The organism is Sphingomonas sp. LM7 (assembly GCF_002002925.1).
GTDB lineage: Bacteria > Pseudomonadota > Alphaproteobacteria > Sphingomonadales > Sphingomonadaceae > Sphingomonas.
On record NZ_CP019511.1, the window covers coordinates 242,123 to 262,212 of the forward strand.

Consider the following 20,090-nt stretch of genomic DNA (forward strand, 5'->3'; position numbering starts at 1 on the left):
CGCGCATGTTCCAGCGGGAGCGTGGCCCTGCGGAAAATCGCAAAGGTCGAGCCCAGCCGCACCCGATCGTATCCAACTGGGGCCAGACCCTAGCCGGCGAAGCGCGCCACCGGTTGCCCCGCGACTGCGAGGCGATAGGCGAGGAGCGCGCCGGAAGCGCCGAACGCCGGATCGTCCGGATTGAGGCCGATGCGGGCGCTGGTGACGTAAAGCGTGCGCAGATCGGTGTCGCCGAACGCGCAACTGGTCGGGCGCGGGCAGGGCGTCGGCAGCCAGTCGATCGGTACGCCCTGGGGCGAGAGGATGACGATCCCGCTGCCGTCCCACATCGCACACCAGATACGTCCCACGGCATCGACTGCGAGACCGTCGGGCTTGCCCGGCACGCCTTCGAAGCCGGACAATAGTTCGCGGTGCCCGAGCGCGCCGCGCGCGGCGTCATAGTGGAAACGGTACAGGTGCCGCGGTACGGTATCGATCAGATAGAAGAAGCGGCCGTCGGGGCTCCATCCCATGCCGTTGCAGACGTCGAACCCCGAGGCGATCGGCTCGGGCGCGACGCCGCCTTCGAACCTGAACAGCGTGCCGCCGCCGCTGCTCCCGTCGCGTGCGCGGCTGCCGATCCAGAAACGGCCGGCGGAGTCGCATTTGCCGTCGTTGAAGGTGATGCCGCGCATGTCGGGCGAGGGCAGGCGTTCGAGGGGCCGATCCAGACGCCAGCGATATAGCCCGTCGTCGGTGGCGAGGATCGCAGTCCCGGCATCGATCGGTGCGGCGGACCCGACCCGGTGGGGGAAGCGGTGGGTTTGGGTGGCGCCGGTCGCGGGATCGAGCGTCGCATAGCGTTGGCCGGCGATGTCCACCCAGGCGAGACGGCTTGCCCCGGCGATCCAGTACGGACATTCGCCCAGTTCGGCATCGATGTCGTACCGCCGTGGCGCAGCATTGTCGTCGGTCCAGAGGCGAGGGCGCACGCGCAAAGTCCTGTTGCTATAAACGCTACATATGCTAGCCTGCTTGCCATGATCCGGCAAGCACAGGCCGGGCAAAAGGGAGAGCTGCGTGCCGATCGAGCCGCTTGTATCGCGTTTCCGCTGGACGATCGTGGGAATGCTCGCGCTTGCCGCGGTGCTCAACTATGTCGACCGGCAGACGCTCGCACTGATGGCGGGCGTGGTGCAGCGCGACCTCGGCATCGACGACGTCAGCTACGCCTGGTTGGTCAACGCATTCCTCGCGGCATATATGATCGGCGGGCTGATCAGCGCATGGCTCGTCGCGCGGCTCGGCGCGGGCAGGGCGATGGCGGTGCTGGTGACGGGCTGGTCGCTGGCGAGCGCCGCATCGGGGCTGGTGCACGATCCCTGGCAGCTCGCGATGACGCGCTTCGTGCTCGGCATCGCGGAGGCGGGCGGCTGGATCGCCTCGGCAAAGCTTGTCCAGGAATGGTTTCCCAAGGGCGAGCAGGCGCTGGGTATCGGCATCTATTCGGCGGCGGCGCATATCGGCGCCGCATTGTCGCCGCTGGCGATCACTGCGCTGCTGCTCTCGGTCGGGTGGAGAATCACCTTCGGGCTGACCGGCGCGGTCGGGATATTGTGGCTGCTGGCATGGCTGGCACTCTACCGCCCTGCGCAGAAGCCGGTGCGCAGCATCGACGAACCCGTCGATCCCGAGCCGGGATCTGCGGCGTGGAGCGAGATTTTCGCGACGCGCGGCGTGTGGGGCATCGCCACGGCCAACGCGCTGGTGAACCCGGTGTGGTTCTTCTATTTGTTCTGGTTCCCCAAATACCTGACCGAGGAGCGCGGGCTGACCATCGCCGAGATGGGGCGGCTGAGCTGGATCGTCTATGCCGCGGCCGGGCTGGGCTCGATCGCCGGCGGGGTCGCCTCGGGCGCGCTGATCCGCCGCGGCATGCGTCCGGCACGCGCGCGCGTCGCCGCGATGGCGGCCGTCGCAATGGTCGCGCCGCTCGGTGCGCTCAATGCGCTGGAGCCGAGCGTCGCGATCAGCCTTGCGCTCGGCGCGCTGGTCGCCTTCGGGCACACCGCCTGGGTCACCAACCAGACTGCCCTGTTCGTCGATCTCTATCCGCCGCATCAGGTCGGCCGGGTGATGGGAATCGCCGGGGTGGTCACCGGGCTGGTGACGATCCTGTCGACCTATATGGTCGGGCAGCTCGTCGCGAGCATCACGTATCGCCCGATGTTCCTGGTGATCGCGATTGCCTATCCGCTCGGGCTGGCGGCGGCGTTCTTCGCGACGACGCAGCGGCGCGCGGCGCCGGTGGCGGCCGCGGCATGAGCGCGCCGTTCATTGCCGTCGAATGGGCGACGACGCAGCTGCGTGCACGGCTGCTGGCGCCTGACGGGACCAGCCTCGGCGAATATCGCGAGGCCGTGCGCCTTGCGGATCTCGACCGCGAGGGCATCGCCGCGCATCTCGACGCGATCGTCTCGCACCTTGCCGAGGGGGCGGAACGGATATTGCTGAGCGGCATGATCGGTTCGGCGATGGGCTGGCGCGAAGTGCCGCGCGTGGCATGTCCGGCGGGGGCAGAGGCGATTGCGCGCGGCGTGGTCGAGGATCGGATCGGCGCGCATCGCGTCGCCTTCGTACCCGGGCTGCATTGCACGTCGCGCTTCGGCGATCCCGACGTGCTGCGCGGCGAGGAAATCGCGGCGCTGGGCGTGCTCGCCGAGCTGGGGCAGGAGCGGGCGCAATTGCTCTCGGTGCCGGGGATGCACGGCAAGTGGCTCGATCTGGGTGCGGGACGCGTCCAATCATTCAGCACGTCGATGACTGTCGATCTTCACCAGCTGCTCGCCGAGCACAGCATCCTCGCGCCGCTGATGACGCCGCCGCCGGAGGACATGGAGGCGTTTGCCAAGGGCGTGCACCGCGCCGCAGGTGGAGGCGGGATTGCCCGGCTGCTGTTCGCGGCGCGATCGGCTGTCGTGCTGGGCGCGTTGCACGAAGCGGCCGCCGCGAGCTATTTGTGGGGTGTGCTGATCGGATCGGACGTTCGCGAGCAAATCGGGGGAGGGGCCGACGTGCGCGTGATCGGCGCGGCGCCCGCAGCATCGCTGTTTCGCGCGGCGATCGTGCAGCTTGGCGGTGTTGCGCGGGAAGCCGATTCCGATGCGACGATGGCGCGCGGGTTCGCCGCGATTGCGCGGCTGCTCGGCCCGGCATGGGAGCAGGCGGCATGAGTGGGCGCTATGCAGGCGAAATAGCGCTGGTGACCGGTGCGGCGGGCGGGATCGGCGGCGCGATCGCGCGGCGGTTCGCATCCGAAGGCGCGCGGGTGATCGCCGTCGATCGCACCAAGGCAGTGATCGGCGACTCCGTGCTGGCCGACCTCGCCGATCCCGCCGCCGTGCCTGCGCTGGCGGTCGCGCTGGAGGCACAGGGGATCTATCCGAGCGTGGTCGTCCACGCCGCCGCCAATGGCGAGAGCAGGGCGACGATGGCGACCGACGCGGCCTTCCTGAGGGACATGTTCGCCGTCAATGTCGGTGCGGTGTTCGCGCTGGCGCAGGCCTTCGCCCCGGCGATGCAGGCGCGCCGTGCCGGGGCCTTCCTGTTCATTTCTTCGATCAATTCGACATTCGCGACGCCGGGGCTCGCCGCTTATGCTGCGTCCAAGGCGGCGCTCGACAGCGTCACGCGTACGCTGGCGCTCGAGCTCGCGCCGGACGGCGTTCGCGTCAATGCCATTCGCCCGGCTTCGATCGATACGCCGCTGCTTCGGCGCGGGTTCGACTCCCAGCCCGATCCGGAAGCGGCGCGGATGCGGAACGTGACGCGCCATCCGCTTGGCCGGCTGGGCACCGCCGAGGATGTCGCTGCCCTCGCGGCCTTCCTGTGTTCAGCGGAGGCGGGGTGGATCACCGGCGGTGACTATCTGGTTGATGGCGGCGCTGCGGTCACGCGTCGGTAAGCACATAAAGCAACGTTACGCAGGGTCTTCGCGTTGCTCGGCGCGAGGGTTTTGGGCGTTCTATCTCCCCGATGGGTAGTATCCTGACAATTCTTGGCGCTTGACATGTAGCTAAATGTGCAACACTCTTGTCGCATAAGAACGATAACGGGAGGATTGCATGAAGGCGTGGCTGTTGGGCGGCGTGGGCGCGTTTGCGCTGGTGGCGGCAGGACCGGCTTGGGCGCAGCAGGCTGAGCCGGCGCAGGATTCGGCCGAGCAGGCGGCGTCGGCGGAAGCCGATCAGGTCGAGGGCGATATCGTCGTCACCGGCATTCGCCGCAGCCTTGAGCAGGGTCTCGCGGTCAAGCGCGAGAGCACCCAGTTCGTCGATTCGATCGTCGCGACCGACGTCGCCAAGCTTCCCGACACCACGATCGCGGAATCGCTCCAGCGCGTCTCGGGCGTGCAGATCCGCCGCGCGCTCGGCGTCGGCACCAGCGTGTCGATCCGCGGGCTCCGTCAGAACCGCACCGAGGTCAATGGCCGCACCCTGGTCAATCCGAGTGGCCGCGGACGCAATGCCGATGCGGTCGCAGACTCCGATTACGGCCCCCTTTCGCTGTTCCCGGCCGAGCTGATCAGCCGGCTCGACGTCATCAAGCTGCAGGGCGCCGACCGCAACGAAGGCTCGCTCAGCGGCACGGTCGACATCATCACGCGCAAGCCGCTGGACGGCAGCGGCGACCGGGTGATCGCGATGTCGGCGTCGGGCGTCTATTCGGACCAGGCCGATCGCTTCGGCTATGACGCCTCGGCGCTGTTTTCGGACAGCTTTGCCGACAAGACCTTCGGCATCGTCGCGAACATCACCTATTCGCGCAAGCCGATCACCGACCAGTCGTTCAATTCGTTCACCGGCTACACCCCGATCACCGCGGCGTTTAACACCGGAGCCAATCCGCGCGCCAACGATCCCAATGGCGACGGCGTGCCCGGGCTTTACATCAACGACCTGCGCTTCCAGAATCTAGAAGAGACGCGCGAGCAGATCGGCGGCAGCCTGGGCTTCCAGTGGCGCCCGGCGCCCAATCTCGAATTCTATGGCGACGCAGTCTATTCGCACCTCGACACGCAGCGCGACCGCGACTGGTTCTCGGTGCCGCTCAGCACCAGCGCGGCCGACTATGTCAGCTATACCATGTCGCCCAACGAGATTCTTTCCGCGGGCACGATCCGCCAGGTCGCGCAGACCAATGCCGAGGCGCTCAAGGTCACCAGCGATACGGTGAGCGGGGCGATCGGCTTCAAGTGGAGCACCGACGACGGCCGCTTCAGCGTGCGCCCCGAATTCAACTATTCGGACGCGACGCTCGACAGCACCCAGACCTATTTGCGGCTGACGTCGGTCGCCAAATATAACTTCGCCTTCGATCTCAACGATGGCGGCGTCCCCTCGGTGTCGCAACCGACGGGGTTGGATCTCACCAACCCCGGCCTATTCCGCTATTCGAACATCTTCGACAATTTCATCACGACGCATGCCCGCGAAAATGCGGGGCGCGTCGATTTCAGCTTCAAGCCGCAGGGCGGGTTCCTCTCGTCGATCGACACCGGGGTGCGCTATGCCGCGCTCAACGCCGAACGGACGTCGACCTTCCGCCAGGCTGCCTTTGCCGGGACGACGCCGGCGAACACCTTTCTCGCGAGCGCAGGCAATTCGAGCTACTACGGCGTGCGCGATTATAACGGGTTGCTGGGCGGCGATGCGGGCGATTTCGTCACGCGCTATGTTGCGGCGCTACCGCGCAACATCGACGGGCTGGCGTGCGAGGCAATCGCCTCGGCCGCGGCCTGCGGAGCCCGCGTGGTCGATCCGCTGCAGAGCTTCAGCGTAACCGAAAAGACGATGGCGGCCTATGCCAAGGCCAATTTCACGACCGATCTCGGCGCGATGCCGCTGTCGGGCAACATCGGCGTGCGCTATTCGGACATCGAGCGGGTCGCGCGCGGTTCGGTCAAGCGTGCCAGCGGGCTGGTCGATCCGCTGCTCTCCAAGAGCCGCTTCGTCGACTGGCTGCCGAGCGCGGCGCTCAAGCTCGAACTGACCGACCGGCTGTTGCTGCGCGCGGGCGCGGCGAAGGTGCTGGGCCTGCCGGACACGATCGATCTTTCGCCCAACCTGACGCTCAATCGCCTGACTCCGTATAACGGCTCCGCAGGCAATCCCGAGCTTCAGCCGATCCGCGCCGACCAGGTCGATGCGTCGCTGGAATGGTATTTCGCGCCGGGCGCGGCACTCACCGTCGGCGCGTTTTACAAGGACGTGAAGACCTTCATCGTCCGCCGCGCAGCCTATGAAGTGCCGCCGGGCGAAGTCGCGCCGGATCCGCTGGGGCAGGGCTTCCTGATCACCCGGCCGTACAATGCGGACGGCGGCAAGGTGAAGGGCGTCGAGGTCCTCTTCCAGACGCCGTTCTACTTCCTGCCCGCGCCGTTCGACGGCTTCGGCCTGGTTGCCAACCTCTCCTATATCGACAGCACCACGGCGCTCACCGACCGACGCGGCGCCGCGCTGCCGCTCGAGGGGCTCTCCAAGCTCAACTATAATCTGGTCGGCTATTTCGAAAAGGACGGGTTCGGTGCCCGGGTCGCGTACAATTATCGCGACAAATATTTCGACAGCGTCGGTGCCGGTGCGACGGCGATCTTCTTCGCGCCCAATCGCACGATCGACGCGTCGATCCGCTACGAATTCGCCAAGTTCACGATCTACGCCGACGCGACCAACCTCACCGACGAGGTCCAGCAGAAATACACCGAAACCCCCGAGGCGACGTCGCTCTACGCGATGCAGGGACGGCGCTTTTCGGCCGGGGTCAATTTCAAGTTCTGAACGCGCATCGTCGCATCATAAAGAAGGAATCAACATGACGATTGCGACGCTCGGCGGCGTGTTTCCGGTGCTGCCGACGATCTTCCACGAAGATGGCACGATCGATGAAGGCGGACTTGTCGCGGTGGTCGACTATGTGGTCGCCGCAGGTGCGGACGGCGTGGTGTTCCCCGGGCTGGCGAGCGAATATGACCAGCTCTCGCTCGACGAGCGCAAGCGGCTGATCGCCGTGGTCGGCGGCGCGGTGCGCGGGCGCATCGGCTTCATCGTCGGGGCGAGCGCCGATACGGTGGAGGACAGCGCCGCGCTGCTCGGCGCCGGTGCGGCGGCGGGCGCCAGCGCGGCGATGGTAATGACACCCAGGGCCGTCGGGCGCGACCTGGATGCGCTGGCCGGTTTCTACTCGGCACTGGGCGCGCGCGCAGGGCTGCCGCTGATGCTCCAGAACGCGCCGGCGCCGATGGGGCTGGGCCTCGATCCCGCCGACGTGCTCCACATCGTCTCGCACACCGATGCGATTGCCTGGGTCAAGGAAGAGAATATGCCGTGCGGCCAGCGCATCACTGCGCTGCTGGAGGAAGGCGACGCGCGACTGGCGGGCGTGTTCGGCGGTGCGGGCGGTCGCTATATCGTCGATGAGCTCGGTCGCGGTGCAGTAGGTACGATGCCGGCTGCCGAGACCCCCGAGGCGCATGTCGCGCTAATGGCGGCGCATCGGCGCGGCGACGCGGAGGAAGTGCGGCGCGTCTATGAGGCGATGCTGCCGATCCTGATGGTGCAGGCAGTGTTCCGCTGGCGGCTTACCAAGGAAATCCTGCGCAGCCGCGGCGTGATCGATTCGGCCTATACGCGGGCGCCGGGGCCGGCGTTCGACGCCGCCGATCTGACGGAGCTGGCAGTGCTGCTCGGGCGGCTGGAGGCGAAGCTGGCGTAAGTGCTTCCCCCTCCCTTTGCAGGGAGGGGAATTTGCGCAGTTATACCGCGATGCGATAGTCCAGGATCGTCTCTGCCGGGGCAGTCGAGCCTGTTTCGTCGCCGCTCTGCTCGATCTTGACCGCGGCGGCGCGCAGGGCGTCGAGCAGCTCGGGCATCGCCGGCTCGGGAATCCAGCCCGACAGGCCGATCGCCGCGAAGGCAGTCGTGCCGACGGTTACCGCGACGGTATGCTGTTCGGGCGATTCCTTGACCTTGAGACGGGCAAATCCCTGTGCGCGCACGCCATCCAGCGCGGCGAGCAGATGGGGCAGGTCGTCATAGCCCGGGATCGGATCGCTGCCATAGACTTCGGCGACTTCGTCGTCCTCGATCGCGGCGAGCAGCGCCATGCCGATGCCGCCGCGCGTAGCGGGATAGAGACCGATGCGGCCGAGCGCGTCGTTGGCGGGCATGTTGGGCGGCGCGTGGAACAGGTAACTGACATTGTCGCGCCAGCGCACGCCCATCGCGACGGTATGGCCGAAGCGGCGCAGCTCCTCGAGCGCCGGCAGCGATCGGCGCAGCAGCCCCGAAGCGAACAGGCTCTGCGCGGCGAGCACGGTCATCCCCGCGCCGGCGCGGTATTTGCGGTCGGACGTCTGCCGCGCGATACCGAGATAGGCGAGCGTCTTGAGCAGGCGATTGACGCGCGTGGTCTCCATGCCGACGCGCCGCGCTACTTCGCGGCAGCCGACCGGATCGCGCGAGATGGCGAGCGCCTGGAGGACGGTGATGCCATCGATCAGGCTCTGGTTGGGCTGTGCGCCTGCCTTGGCGCGCCCGCGCTTCGCACGCTCGTCCGCCGCGGGACCGGGAGGTGTTGCTGTCATAGGGGGTATGCTAGCCGTTGTCCGCGCGAGCGTCCACGGCGATGCGAAACACTGCAGCTTTGTCGTTGCTATAAAAGCTTCATGGGCCTAGGCTGTCTGCAACCAGGAGAGGGGAGCCCAAGTGCCCGACAATCGCATTCGCTCGATCGACGTGTTTTCGGTGAAGATCCCGCAGGAGGCGACCTACCTCGGCGCGCTCGGCCCTGGCGAAGCGGTCAACACGCGCGGCTATATCGTGCGCCGCGGCAACCGCACCGTCTATCCGGTCGAGATGCGTTCGCTGGTGGTGCGCGTCACGCTCGAATCGGGGCTGGTCGGCTGGGGCGAGACTTATGGCCTGGTCGCGCCCAAGGCGCTGCACGCGCTGATCGAGGACCTGATCGCGCCGTTCGTCGCCGGACGCACGCCCTATGACGTGCAGGCGATCTGGGACGACCTCTACGATCTGATGCGCGTGCGCGGCTATACCGGCGGCTTCTGGCTCGACGCGATCGCCGCGGTCGACATCGCGCTGTGGGACCTGTTCGGCAAGCTGACCGGATTGCCGTTGAACCAGCTTCTCGGCGGGCGGCATCACGATCGCATTCCGGCGTATATTTCGGGGCTGCCGCGCAAGACGCTCGACGAACGGGTCGCGCTGGCAAGGAGCTTCGTCGATCAGGGCTTCGGCGCGGTCAAGATCGCCGCAGTGGTGACCTATGGCAGCCTGGTCCAGGAGATTGCGGCATTGCGCGAGGCACTGGGCCCCGATGTCGCGCTGATGCTCGACTGCCACTGGATGTATTCGCCCGCCGACGCGATCGCGCTGATCGAGCGGCTACGGCCCTATGACCTGCGGTTCATCGAGGCGCCGTGCAAGACCGAGGATGTCGCCGGGCTCGCCGACATCGCCGCGCATTCGCCGATCCCCGTCGCTGCGGGCGAGGAGTGGCGCACCGTCTATGACGCCCGCGCTAGGCTGGAGCGGCGTGCCGTGGGGATCGTGCAGCCGGAGATGGGACATACCGGCGTCACCCAATTCATGCGCATGTCGCAGCTTGCCCAGGCCTTCCACGCGCAGGTCATTCCGCACGCCACGATCGGCGCGGGAATCTTCGCCGCCGCCAGCCTTCATGCCTCGGCGACGCTGACCAACCTGCCGTGGCACGAATATCAGCACAGCATCTTCCCGCATTCGGCTTCGCTGATGACGGGCAGGCTAGAATGCGAGGCGGGCTATTTCGCGATTCCCGAGGGTCCGGGGTTGGGCGTCGAACCCAACGAGCGCTTCTGGGCCAATGCGACCCAGCTCAGCTGAACGCATCATATAAAGAGATCTTTATATCTTGCTTGACGGGGCCGGCGCGTGGTGCGATCCAGCGCGGGTCAAGGTTCTTCGGCCGGGGCGTGCCCTGCGTCGAAGCTAAGACGGGAAGCCGGTGAAATACCGGCGCTGCCCCCGCAACTGTAAGCGGTGAGCTGTGGTCCACGATGTCACTGAGGCTTGCCTTGGGAAGACGGACCGTCAGCTGTGACCCGCGAGCCAGGAGACCTGCCTTCGACGCGATAACGTCCACCGGCGGGGTGCCCGGGCTGGCCGCTTGCATGTCGCTGCGGGCCGTCCCGGAGCGTGTGCTCGTGTCTGGTCCAAGCCTTCCGCCTTTCTTCGGGGTTGAAGAGCATGACCGTCACTGTTGCAACACTGGGTTTTCCGCGCATCGGGCCGCGGCGCGAGCTCAAGCACGCGCTCGAGGCATATTGGAGTGGCAAGGCCACGAAGGCCGAGCTTCTCGACGCCGCCTCCGGGCTGCGCACCGCCGCCTGGGCGCGGCAAAAGGCGCTCGGTGCCGACTGGCTGCCCTCTAACGACTTCTCGCTTTACGATCATGTGCTCGACACCAGCGTGATGCTCGGCGCGATTCCCGAGCGCTACCGCAGTGCCGATGGCGAGGCGGATCTCGCGACCTATTTCGCGATGGCACGCGGGACCACCGGAGATCATGACGATGGCTGTGGCCACGGCAGCGTCACTGCGTGCGAAATGACCAAGTGGTTCGACACCAATTACCATTATCTCGTGCCCGAGCTCGTCGCGGGGCAGAAGCTTGCGCTCAACCGGCTCAAGGTGATCGAGGAATATCGCGAGGCCAAGGCGCAGGGATATGAGACGCGGCCTGTGCTGCTCGGGCCGGTGACCTGGCTGAGCCTCGCCAAGGGCCGCGATGTCGATCCGTTCGACGCGCTCGACGAAGTGCTGGGGCTCTATTCGGTGATCCTCGGGCATCTCGCCCAGGCCGGCGCGGAATGGGTGCAGATCGACGAGCCGGTGCTCGTACTCGATCTCGACGAGAAGCAGCGGCGGGCGCTGACCCGGGCCTATGCCAAGCTGTCGCGCTGCGGACCCAAGCTGATGCTGAGCACCTATTTCGGTGGGCTGGGCGACAATCTGTCGTTCGCGGCGGCGCTGCCCGTGGCCGGGCTGCATGTCGATCTGGTCCGCGCGCCCGAACAGCTCGATCCGCTGCTCAAGGCGGCGCCCAGGGGGCTGCTGCTGTCGCTGGGAGTGATCGACGGGCGCAATGTCTGGCGTGCCGATCTCGACGCGCTGCTGGCGCGGATCGAGCCGATCGCCGCGACGCGCGACCTGGTGCTCGCGCCGTCCTGCTCGCTGCTCCATGTGCCGGTCGACCTGGCGCTGGAGAAGAAGCTCGATGCCGAGGTCACGCAATGGCTCGCCTTTGCGGTGCAGAAGGTCGAGGAGCTGACGCTGCTCAAGCGTGCGCTCAACGAGGGGCGCGACAGCGTCGCCGGGGAGCTCGCCGAGGCATCGCGGGCGGCGGCCAATCGCAAGGCCTCGCCGCGGGTGCACAATGCCGCGGTCGGCGAGCGCGTGGCGGCGATCACCGCGGAGATGCATGCGCGCGCGTCGGACATTGCCGAGCGGCTTGCCGCGCAGGCTGCGGTGCTCGACTTGCCGGCCTATCCGACGACGACGATCGGTTCGTTCCCACAGACTGCCGAGGTTCGCAATGCCCGTGCGCGGTTCAACCGTGGCGAGCTCGATGCGGCCGCTTACGAGACTTTCCTGCGGGAGGAGACCGCGCGGGCGATTGCCTGGCAGGAGGAAGTGGGGCTCGACATGCTCGTCCATGGCGAGTTCGAGCGCAACGACATGGTCCAGTATTTCGGCGAGAAGCTGTCGGGCTTCGCGTTCACGGTGAACGGCTGGGTGCAGAGCTATGGCTCGCGCTGCGTGCGGCCGCCGATCCTGTACGGCGATGTCTCGCGGCCGACGCCGATGACCGTAGAGTGGTGGCGCTATGCCCAGAGCCTGACGGACAAGCCGGTCAAGGGCATGCTCACCGGGCCGGTGACGATCCTCAACTGGTCCTTCGTCCGCGACGACCAACCGCGAGCCGACTCGTGCAGGCAGATCGCGCTCGCCATCCGCGACGAGGTGATCGACCTCGAAGCGGCGGGGTGCAAGGCGATCCAGATCGACGAAGCGGCGCTGCGCGAAGGGCTGCCGCTGCGCCGCCGCGACTGGCAGGCCTATCTCGACTGGGCGGTGGACAGCTTCCGGCTCTCCGCGGCGGGGGTGGGCGACGCGACCCAGATCCACACCCATATGTGCTATTCGGAGTTCAACGACATCCTGCCCGCGATCGGGGCGATGGACGCCGATGTCATCTCGATCGAGACCGCCCGCTCGCAGATGGAGCTGCTGGAGGGCTTTGCCGCCTATCGCTATCCCGGCGCGATCGGGCCCGGGGTATACGACATCCACGCGCCGCGGGTGCCCGGCGAGGAAGAGATGGTGGCGCTGATGCAGCTCGCCCAGCTGCACCTGCGGCCCGACCAGCTGTGGGTGAACCCCGATTGCGGGCTCAAGACGCGGAAATGGGCCGAAGTGACGCCCGCGATCGAAGCGATGGTCGCCGCGGCGCGGACGTTGCGCGCCGCGGCGTGAGACGGGCCGGCGCGCAGGGGTTGGGCTCTGCGCGCCGGTCTCATTTTGCCCTCACCAGCGGGTGCCGGCCGCGGACATCGTCGAGCAGGCGCTCGATGATCGCATTCTCGCCGTTGCTGCCCGAGGGGGCGACCGACCAGTTGCAATGCGGGTGCGTCTCGGCGCTGTAGACGCGGATCTTGCCCAGCGCCGCGCGCCAGTCGCGCTTGCTGCCGCCGGCCTTGCGGACCAGCGCGGTCACCAGCAGGTCCTGGAGTTCGAGCGCGGTCATCACTCGTTCGGGCGGCCGCCCGGCTTCCATTCGGGCTTCGCCTTGCTGTCCGCCAGGCTGCGCAGCGGGGCGACCAGCGACTGGATCGCGCGGGCCATGAAGGGCAAGTCGAGCTTGTCGATCGTATCCTCGGGCGTGTGATAGGTCGGCACCGTCGCCCAGCCCGATACGGTGTGCGCGACCACGCCCTTGAGCGCCAACGCATAATTGTCCGAGCGCTGGAAGAAGTTCTGCTCGGGGTACGGATCGGTGGTGACCAACGCGCCGTGCGCCTTGAGCGTCTCGCCGAAGGTCGAGCGCTCGAACCCGGTCATCATCATCGTGCCCGCGGGGAGCTTGGGATCCTGCTGGCCGATCATCTCGATCTCGAGATTGGCGACGATGTCCGACAGCGGCACCGGGGGATGCTCGGCGAACCAGCGCGCGCCGAAGCCGCCCGATTCCTCGCTGCCATAAGCGACGAACAACAGGCCGCGGCGATGCTTCCTGCCCGCCAGCGTCCGCGCCAGTTCGAGCACCGCGGCGGTGCCCGAGGCGTCGTCATTGGCGCCGTACATCACCTTGCCATCGGGGCGGACGCCGAGATGGTCGAGATGCGCCGTGACGAGCAGCACGCCCGCACTGGGATCGGTGCCGGGGATATAGCCGAGCGCATTGGTGGTGACCTGCGCCTGCTCGACCAGCCCGGGCAGTTCGAGCGCGATCTCGGCGCCGTCCTGCGCGGCGAGCTTGTCGAACGCGGCGTCGTTGAGCGCCAGCAGGGTCGGGCGGGGGCGCGGCGTCTCGCCCTTGATATAGCGCGGCAGGCGGGGGCGGCCGCCGATCCGCTCATAGGTGTTGCGGACCTGTTCGGTGGCGCGGACGATGACGAGCTTGACCTTGGACGGATCGACGCGGTTGGCGAACTGGAGCCCGTTGACCTCCGCCCCCGTGACGATGACGATGTCCGCCGCGGGAAGCTGCGCCGGATCGCTGCCGGCAAAGGCAGTCAGCTTGCCGCGGACCGGCTGGCCGTTCGACGAGAAGAGCATCGGGGCATCGACGGGGGTGCCGTTCGCGGTGAGCACCGCCGCGCCGTCCAGCCGCAGGGTGACGATGTCGATCGGCTGGGTATAGGCCGTCATCCCCGGGGCCATGGCGAGCCCATAGCCGCGGAACATCGCCGCGACATAGGCGGCCGCCGCGGCCTCGTCGGGCGTCGCGCTGCCGCGGCCGCGCAGCCCGGGGCCGGCAAGGACATCGACATGCGCGCGGACATGCTCGGGGGTGATCGCCGCGGGGGCGCGCTGGGCGAAGGCGGGCGTGGTCAGGCCGGTCGCCAGCGCGCCGGCGAGGAGGATGGTCTTCAGCTTGTGCATAGTGCCCCGGTGATTGGAAGTTCCGCGGAGCTTAGAAAGGCGCGGCGCGGAGGGCAACGGCGCGCAGGCGGCGAGGGGCGATTTGGTTGACGAAGTTGACGGAAAACGCGGTTTTGCGGGCGATGCTGGCTCGCTATCCTGTTGAAATACAACGATAACCGTATTTGCGGAGTTAAGTCGGGTGACGCCGACGCGACTGCGACGCGACACCTGCGGACACCAACGCGACGCCCAGGCTACAGGCACGCGACACGCACGCGGCATCGACGCGACATCCACGCGCCGGCGTGGCGACACTGGAGCCGCAGGCGTGCGCGATGCGTGTTGGCCGGATGTTGCGAACTGGATCAATTCGAGGGTCCCCGAGCGCCGACGGCAAGGCCGACCGCCCGAGGCAAGCAGGCGAAATCCTACATTGCAAGGATGAACAAGTAGCAGCGTTAAGGTCGTAGCCAGGGTTCAGCTAGGGCTCGCATTTGGCGCCTTGCTGATACTATAGGGAATCAGGAAGAGCCAACCAGTAGCGTACTGGCGCGGAAATCTGGGAAGACACCATGACATTCACGCCGTTTGATCCGCTGGAATTCAAAAGCTCAAAAATCAGCGATGCGGCCATCGGCGCGCTTAAGCGCGAGATCGAAAATATTCTGTCTTCCTACGTAGGCTGGTACGATCCCTTTGCCGAGCTCATACAGAACGCGCTTGATGCCGTGGAGGCGCGAGCCCAGCAGGAGCGCGCCGCAGGCTCGACGACCTACAAGCCGGCGATCGATATCAAGATCGACCTGGACGGCAACGCCCTAACAGTTACCGACAACGGCATTGGCCTCGACAAAGAAAAGTTCGAGCAGTTTTTGGCGCCAAATTTCTCATTCAAATCGGGCAAAACCCGCGGACACAAAGGTGTAGGGGCTACCTACGTTGCCTACGGGTTCAACTATATGCGCATATCAACGCGCGTCCCTGGGTTCGAGGCGTCAGGCCGCATAACAGGAGCGAGGAACTGGCTGCGTGACGGCGGCGCGAGCGGGAACCCAAAAATTGAACCAGATGAATCGGCTAAAGCAGATACGATCTATGATCACAACGACCGCGGCGTTTCGATTACAGTGCGGTTCGATGACAATACCCATCCTCGTCGTCTCGATTGGATAAAAGCCAACAGTGCCGAAAAATGGGCAAAAATTCTGGCTGTTAAGACAGGTCTTGGATCAATAATCGCCGACCCTGAGGTGGCGATTAGCATTACTGTTATTTCGGAAGGAAAAGAGAGCTTAGTTCGACCTACAGGAACAGCCTACCTGTGGCTTCATAAAAGCGCTAACAAGGTTGCGCGCGTTAGAGATGTAGAGGCAACTGCTACAGCTTTGTTTGAGAAGTATGGCGCTGGTAGGGCTTTGCCTGATAAATTCCGCAACCTAGACTTTGTTTATGATAGCTGGACGGCTGATGAGCTTTCTCAGCTTGTGGGTTCATCGCTTGATGCCGAGGAGAAGGAAATATTAAGCCGCTATGGTCCTACGGTGGCGGTGGAGTTTGGTTATACAGCGAAACTATGGACAAGATTTAACGAGTCGCTTGAGCTTCGGTCAGGGTATCGAGTCTTGAGTAGTGGTATTCAGCTCGCGGCAAACAATATGCCGCAGGGCGAGCCCATTATTATTCCTCTCACACGGAATATTGGCCGCCAAAATCAGCTACATTTTCTCGTGCATTTTGAAAATTACTCTCCGGACATGGGGCGGAAAGGCTTCCATCGAGAACTTACGGACTTTGCTAAGAGTGTAGCCAGGGCGATAACTGAGAGCCATCTAGTTAAACTTCGGCACCTTCTCAAGGCGAACACGGGTGTCGCTCCAGACCTTGTTCGTGAAATGAAAATAAATGATTGGAAGAAGGAGATGCTGGCTCACGAGGAGGCGATGCCGCTAACATTGACCAGTGAGCATTTCTTCAAGCCCACTGAGCGAGTGTCAATTACTTCTACGCCGACCCGAGAGCAGGACGTTATCGCTCTTTTCAATCAGTTGATAGCGGGGGGAGTTATTAGAGGCATTAGAGTAATGTCTACCAACGAGCGATTTACATACGACGGTTTATTCAAGATTGTATTCGATCTTGAGAAAGAAATCTATGTGTATGACTCGGAGTTAAACCCGCTTGGTGTGTCCGATGAAATCGCAGAGGCGCTGCATGGCAGGGTTACTGACCCCCAGGTGCTTGAATACAAGTTTTCACTAGACGGGCTTATAGAAGATTTCGACAGTCAGGACAAAAATATAAATGACGTCAATCTGTGCATATGCTGGGAAACTGGAGAGTCATACCAGGAGCGCTATGGCATTACCTCACTGCTAGTCCCCGAAAATTTTGATCAGCGGCAGTATCATGGTGTCACTCACGTTCTGACAGATATAGAATCAGGCGCAAAGCTCTGTGATCTTATCGTGCTTTCAGAATTGGTGTATTCGCTAAACGAGCCTGTCACGGCCGCCGATCATCAACGTGAGAAATACGAATAGTGATCCTGATTGCGAGGTGGGCAGTCGCGACTTGCCACTCATTCCTTCGAAGGTCCAAACGCCGCTAACCGCCCCGCTTCACCGCCACCACCGCCGTATCCAGCGCCTGCAAAAACCGCGAGCGATCCGCCGGCGCGAAGGGCTTCGGGCCGCCCAGCTGGTCACCGCCGGCGCGCAAATCCGCCATGATGGCCCGTGTGGCGATGGCGCCGCCGATCGAGCTGGTGGTGAAGGGCTTGCCGGTGGGGGAGAGGACGCGCGCGCCGGCCTTCAGCGCGCGGTCGGCCAGCAATATGTCGGCGGTGATCACGATCGCGCCGGGGGCGGACTGTTCGGCGATCCAGTCGTCGGCAGCGTCGAAGCCGTCGCTCACCACCACGCGGCTGAGCAGCGGGTGCGCGGGCACGCGGAGGTGCTGGTTGCTGACGATCGTCACCGGCACTTCGTGGCGGAAGGCGACCTTGTAGATCTCCTCCTTCACCGGGCACGCATCGGCGTCGACGAGGATCCGGCAGCTCACCGCTGCGGCGGACCCTTGCGCTGATAGGGCTTGGCCTTGTGCGGCGCGGACGCAGGCCGGCTCGGGTCGCGGCGCTGCGGCGGGCGGCCTTCGCCCTGGTGCGGGGGACGCGGGCCGCTGTGGTGCGAGGGACGGCCACCGCCGCCCTGATGCGCGCCGCGGGCGCCCTGTGGCGGCGGACCGTCACGCGACGGCTCGATGCGGACATCCTCTTCGCCTTCGGTGGTGCGGGCGACGGCGGCGGCGAACTTGGCAGCGATCGCGCTGGGCACCTGGAAGAAGGTCTCGTTCGGGCCGATGCGGATCGCGCCGATCTCGTTCTTGGTGATGTGGCCGCGGCGGCAGATCAGCGGCAGGACCCAGCGCGGATCGGCGTTCTGGCGTCGGCCGATGTCCATGTGGAACCAGGCGATGTCGTCGAAGCCGGGACGGTGGCGGTCCTGCTGCGCGGCGCGGCGGCCGTCGGCGCTCTGCTCGATCATTTCCTCGGGCTGCGGCATCGCGGCGCGATGGGCGTGGACGAGCGCGGCGGCGATCTCCTGCGGCGACTTCTCGGCGAGCAGGCGCTCGGCGAGGGCGGCATCTTCCTCGTCGGTCTCGACGGGGGCGAGCAGGGCGGCGAGGAGCCGCTCGCGATCATTCGCGCGGATCGCCTCGGGCGTCGGGGCGTCGATCCACTCGGCCTCGATGCGCGCGCCGCGCAGCATCATCTCGACGCGGCGGCGGCGCGGATAGGGGACCAGGAGGACGGCGGTGCCCTTCTTGCCGGCGCGGCCGGTGCGGCCCGAACGGTGCTGGAGCGCCTCGGCGTCGCGCGGAAGCTCGACATGGATGACGAGGCTGAGCGTGGGGAGATCGATGCCGCGCGCGGCGACGTCGGTGGCGACGCAGACGCGGGCACGGCGGTCGCGCAGGGCCTGGAGCGCGTGGTTGCGCTCGGACTGGCTGTGCTCGCCGGAAAGCGCGACGGCGGAGAAGCCGCGCTCGACCAGGGTGGCGTGCAAGTGGCGGACATTGTCGCGGGTGGCGCAGAACAGCATCGCGGTCTCGGCTTCGTGGAAGCGGAGCAGGTTGATGACGGCGTGCTCGATGTCCGAGGGCGAGATGGTGACGGCCTGATAGGCGATGTCGCCATGGCCGCGATCCTCGCCGACGGTCGAGATGCGCAGCGCATCCTTCTGGTAGCGGCGGGCGAGCGCGACGATCGGCTTGGGCATCGTCGCCGAGAAGAGCAGGGTGCGGCGGCCGTTGGGAGTCGCGTCGAGGATGTGCTCGAGATCGTCGCGGAAGCCCATGTCGAGCATCTCGTCGGCTTCGTCGAGCACGGCGGCGCGGAGGTCCGAAAGGTCGAGCGCGCCGCGTTCGAGATGGTCGCGCAGGCGGCCGGGGGTGCCGACGACGATGTGCGCGCCGTGGCTGAGCTGGCGGCGCTCCTTCGAGGCATCCATGCCGCCGACGCAGGTGGCGATGCGCGCGCCGGTCTGGCCGAACAGCCACATCAGCTCGCGGCTGACTTGGAGCGCGAGTTCGCGGGTGGGGGCGATGATCAGGGCGAGCGGGGCGCGGGCAGGGACGACGCGGCCGTCCTCGCCGAGCAGGTCGCCGGCCATTGCGAGGCCGAAGGCCACGGTCTTGCCGGAGCCGGTCTGCGCGGAGACGACGAGGTCGCGGCCCTGGGCTTCGGGTTCGAGGACGGCGGCTTGCACCGGGGTCGGCGCGGCATAGCCACGCGCTGCGAGCGCTTCGGAAAGAAGCGCGGGGAGGTTCTGGAATTCCATGGAACCGCGCACATGGGCTCGGGCGGCGGCAAGGGCAAGCTAATTCGGGGTTAACTGCGGGAAGTCCTGAGGCGGAGCGCTCAATAATGGGCGCCGTCGAGGTCGATGTCGATCTGAACCGCGGCGGCGGAGCGGCGGGCGGGGCCGTGATGGACTGCCTCGATATTGTTGCCGTCGGGGTCGAGGACGAAGGCGGCGTAATAATTGGGGTGGTAGTTGGGCCGCTTGCCCGGCGGGCCGTTGTCGGTGCCGCCCGCGGCGAGGCCGGCGGCGTGGAAGGCATCGACCATCGCAGGGTCGGTGGCCTGGAAGGCGAGGTGGACGCGGCCGGTACGCTTGCCGACGGATTCGGGGCTGGCGGGGGAGGAGATGAACAGCTCGTCGGCCCAGAAATGCTCCTCGGCGCTGCCTTCGACCGGGATGCCGAGCGCGTCGAACACCGCGGTGTAGAAGCGCCGGCTGGCGGGAAGGTCGGCGACGACCAGCTGGAGATGGTCGATCAGGCGGCCGCGCTTGAGCTGCATCGGTGGCATGTGGGCGGAACGGGCGCGGTACGGAGGCGGTTCCGCGGATTAAGCGGGCGTTCAGCCGGGGCGGGGGAGGCTGGCGTCGAACGGGAGGTTGCCATGCGCTTGCTTGCGATCGGAACAGGGTTTCTCGTGCTTACCGCAATGCCGGCTTCGGCGCAGATCGCCGGATCGATGCGCGGGCTTTCGGGTGCCAGTCCGTCGATCCGCGGCGAGATCCGGCGCGACGCCGCGGCGGATCCGACACTAGCGCGGCGGGCGTCGATCGCGCGCGAGGTCGGCGGGCTTCGCGAAGAGATCCGCGACGGGCGCGAGTCGGGCCAGCTCAGCCGGAGCGAGGCGCGGGCGCTGCGCCGCGAGGGGCATCGGATCGAAGCATCGAGCGCGCGCTATGCCCGTGGCGGCTATTCGGAGGCCGAGGTTTCGATGCTGCGGATACGGGCCGAGGCCCTGCGCAGCGCGATCGTGGCGAAGCGCACGCAGGGGTTGCCCGGCAAATAGCGGAGGCGCCGCGGGGCCGCGACGCCTCCGGGACAGGC

General features: G+C 66.2%; 16 protein-coding genes and 1 riboswitch. Of the genes, 9 read left to right on the forward strand and 7 right to left on the reverse strand.

All coding sequences use genetic code 11. The features are described from left to right. Window positions 1–89 precede the first annotated feature (89 nt). Complete coding sequence (locus BXU08_RS01085) at window positions 90–974, reverse strand: SMP-30/gluconolactonase/LRE family protein (protein ID WP_171982376.1); 885 nt, start codon at window positions 972–974, stop codon at window positions 90–92. A gap of 88 nt (window positions 975–1,062) precedes the next feature. Between BXU08_RS01085 and BXU08_RS01090 the strand changes: the two genes are divergently transcribed. The 5 genes from BXU08_RS01090 (at window position 1,063) to BXU08_RS01110 (ending at window position 7,755) form a co-directional block, all read left to right on the forward strand. Continuing rightward, entirely contained in the window at window positions 1,063–2,307 is a 1,245-nt protein-coding gene (locus BXU08_RS01090) for an MFS transporter (protein ID WP_077507846.1), read from the forward strand. Further along, entirely contained in the window at window positions 2,304–3,215 is a 912-nt protein-coding gene (locus BXU08_RS01095) for a 2-dehydro-3-deoxygalactonokinase (RefSeq protein ID WP_077507849.1), read from the forward strand. The genes BXU08_RS01090 and BXU08_RS01095 overlap by 4 nt, the downstream gene beginning before the upstream one ends. Then, on the forward strand, window positions 3,212–3,946 hold the full coding sequence (locus BXU08_RS01100) for an SDR family NAD(P)-dependent oxidoreductase (protein WP_077507851.1): 735 nt from the start codon (window positions 3,212–3,214) through the stop codon (window positions 3,944–3,946). The genes BXU08_RS01095 and BXU08_RS01100 overlap by 4 nt, the downstream gene beginning before the upstream one ends. A gap of 160 nt (window positions 3,947–4,106) precedes the next feature. Further along, window positions 4,107–6,821 carry a TonB-dependent receptor gene (locus tag BXU08_RS01105; protein WP_077507854.1) on the forward strand — a complete coding sequence of 905 codons (2,715 nt, stop codon included), beginning with the start codon at window positions 4,107–4,109 and terminating at the stop codon, window positions 6,819–6,821. Between the two features lie 34 nt (window positions 6,822–6,855). Continuing rightward, a complete protein-coding gene (locus BXU08_RS01110; protein ID WP_077507857.1) occupies window positions 6,856–7,755 on the forward strand; it encodes a dihydrodipicolinate synthase family protein in 900 nt (299 codons plus the stop codon). Between the two features lie 40 nt (window positions 7,756–7,795). Here the strand turns inward: BXU08_RS01110 and BXU08_RS01115 are convergent, their stop codons facing one another. Then, complete coding sequence (locus tag BXU08_RS01115; protein WP_077507860.1) at window positions 7,796–8,626, reverse strand: IclR family transcriptional regulator; 831 nt, start codon at window positions 8,624–8,626, stop codon at window positions 7,796–7,798. Between the two features lie 121 nt (window positions 8,627–8,747). Here BXU08_RS01115 and BXU08_RS01120 point away from each other — a divergent pair, with 121 nt between their 5' ends. Both BXU08_RS01120 and metE read left to right on the forward strand, forming a co-directional pair. Next, on the forward strand, window positions 8,748–9,923 hold the full coding sequence (locus tag BXU08_RS01120; RefSeq protein ID WP_077507863.1) for a mandelate racemase/muconate lactonizing enzyme family protein: 1,176 nt from the start codon (window positions 8,748–8,750) through the stop codon (window positions 9,921–9,923). A 54-nt stretch (window positions 9,924–9,977) separates the two neighbouring features. Continuing rightward, window positions 9,978–10,180: riboswitch (cobalamin riboswitch) on the forward strand. Window positions 10,181–10,286: 106 nt separating this feature from the next. Further along, window positions 10,287–12,575, forward strand: coding sequence for a 5-methyltetrahydropteroyltriglutamate--homocysteine S-methyltransferase (gene metE / locus BXU08_RS01125; protein WP_077507865.1), 2,289 nt, complete (start codon window positions 10,287–10,289; stop codon window positions 12,573–12,575). Window positions 12,576–12,615: 40 nt separating this feature from the next. Here metE and BXU08_RS01130 read toward each other — a convergent pair whose 3' ends face one another. Beyond that, on the reverse strand, window positions 12,616–12,846 hold the full coding sequence (locus tag BXU08_RS01130) for a hypothetical protein (protein WP_077507868.1): 231 nt from the start codon (window positions 12,844–12,846) through the stop codon (window positions 12,616–12,618). Next, window positions 12,846–14,204: a M28 family metallopeptidase gene (locus tag BXU08_RS01135; RefSeq protein WP_077507871.1), complete on the reverse strand. Its 1,359-nt coding sequence runs from the start codon at window positions 14,202–14,204 to the stop codon at window positions 12,846–12,848. Before BXU08_RS01135 ends, BXU08_RS01130 begins: the two co-directional genes overlap by 1 nt. Before the next feature lie 554 nt (window positions 14,205–14,758). Between BXU08_RS01135 and BXU08_RS01140 the strand changes: the two genes are divergently transcribed. Continuing rightward, window positions 14,759–16,726 carry an ATP-binding protein gene (locus BXU08_RS01140; RefSeq protein WP_077507874.1) on the forward strand — a complete coding sequence of 656 codons (1,968 nt, stop codon included), beginning with the start codon at window positions 14,759–14,761 and terminating at the stop codon, window positions 16,724–16,726. A 64-nt stretch (window positions 16,727–16,790) separates the two neighbouring features. Here the strand turns inward: BXU08_RS01140 and BXU08_RS01145 are convergent, their stop codons facing one another. From BXU08_RS01145 to BXU08_RS01155, 3 genes are all read right to left on the reverse strand, one after another. Next, the gene (locus BXU08_RS01145) at window positions 16,791–17,246 is read right to left on the reverse strand and encodes a YaiI/YqxD family protein (RefSeq protein ID WP_077507877.1); all 456 of its coding nucleotides are present in this window, start codon (window positions 17,244–17,246) and stop codon (window positions 16,791–16,793) included. Continuing rightward, window positions 17,243–19,024, reverse strand: a complete 1,782-nt coding sequence (locus BXU08_RS01150; protein WP_077507880.1) for a DEAD/DEAH box helicase — start codon at window positions 19,022–19,024, stop codon at window positions 17,243–17,245. The genes BXU08_RS01145 and BXU08_RS01150 overlap by 4 nt, the downstream gene beginning before the upstream one ends. An 80-nt stretch (window positions 19,025–19,104) precedes the next feature. Next, on the reverse strand, window positions 19,105–19,548 hold the full coding sequence (locus tag BXU08_RS01155) for a VOC family protein (RefSeq protein WP_216352892.1): 444 nt from the start codon (window positions 19,546–19,548) through the stop codon (window positions 19,105–19,107). A 102-nt stretch (window positions 19,549–19,650) separates the two neighbouring features. Between BXU08_RS01155 and BXU08_RS01160 the strand changes: the two genes are divergently transcribed. Further along, on the forward strand, window positions 19,651–20,052 hold the full coding sequence (locus BXU08_RS01160; protein WP_171982377.1) for a hypothetical protein: 402 nt from the start codon (window positions 19,651–19,653) through the stop codon (window positions 20,050–20,052). Window positions 20,053–20,090 lie beyond the last annotated feature (38 nt).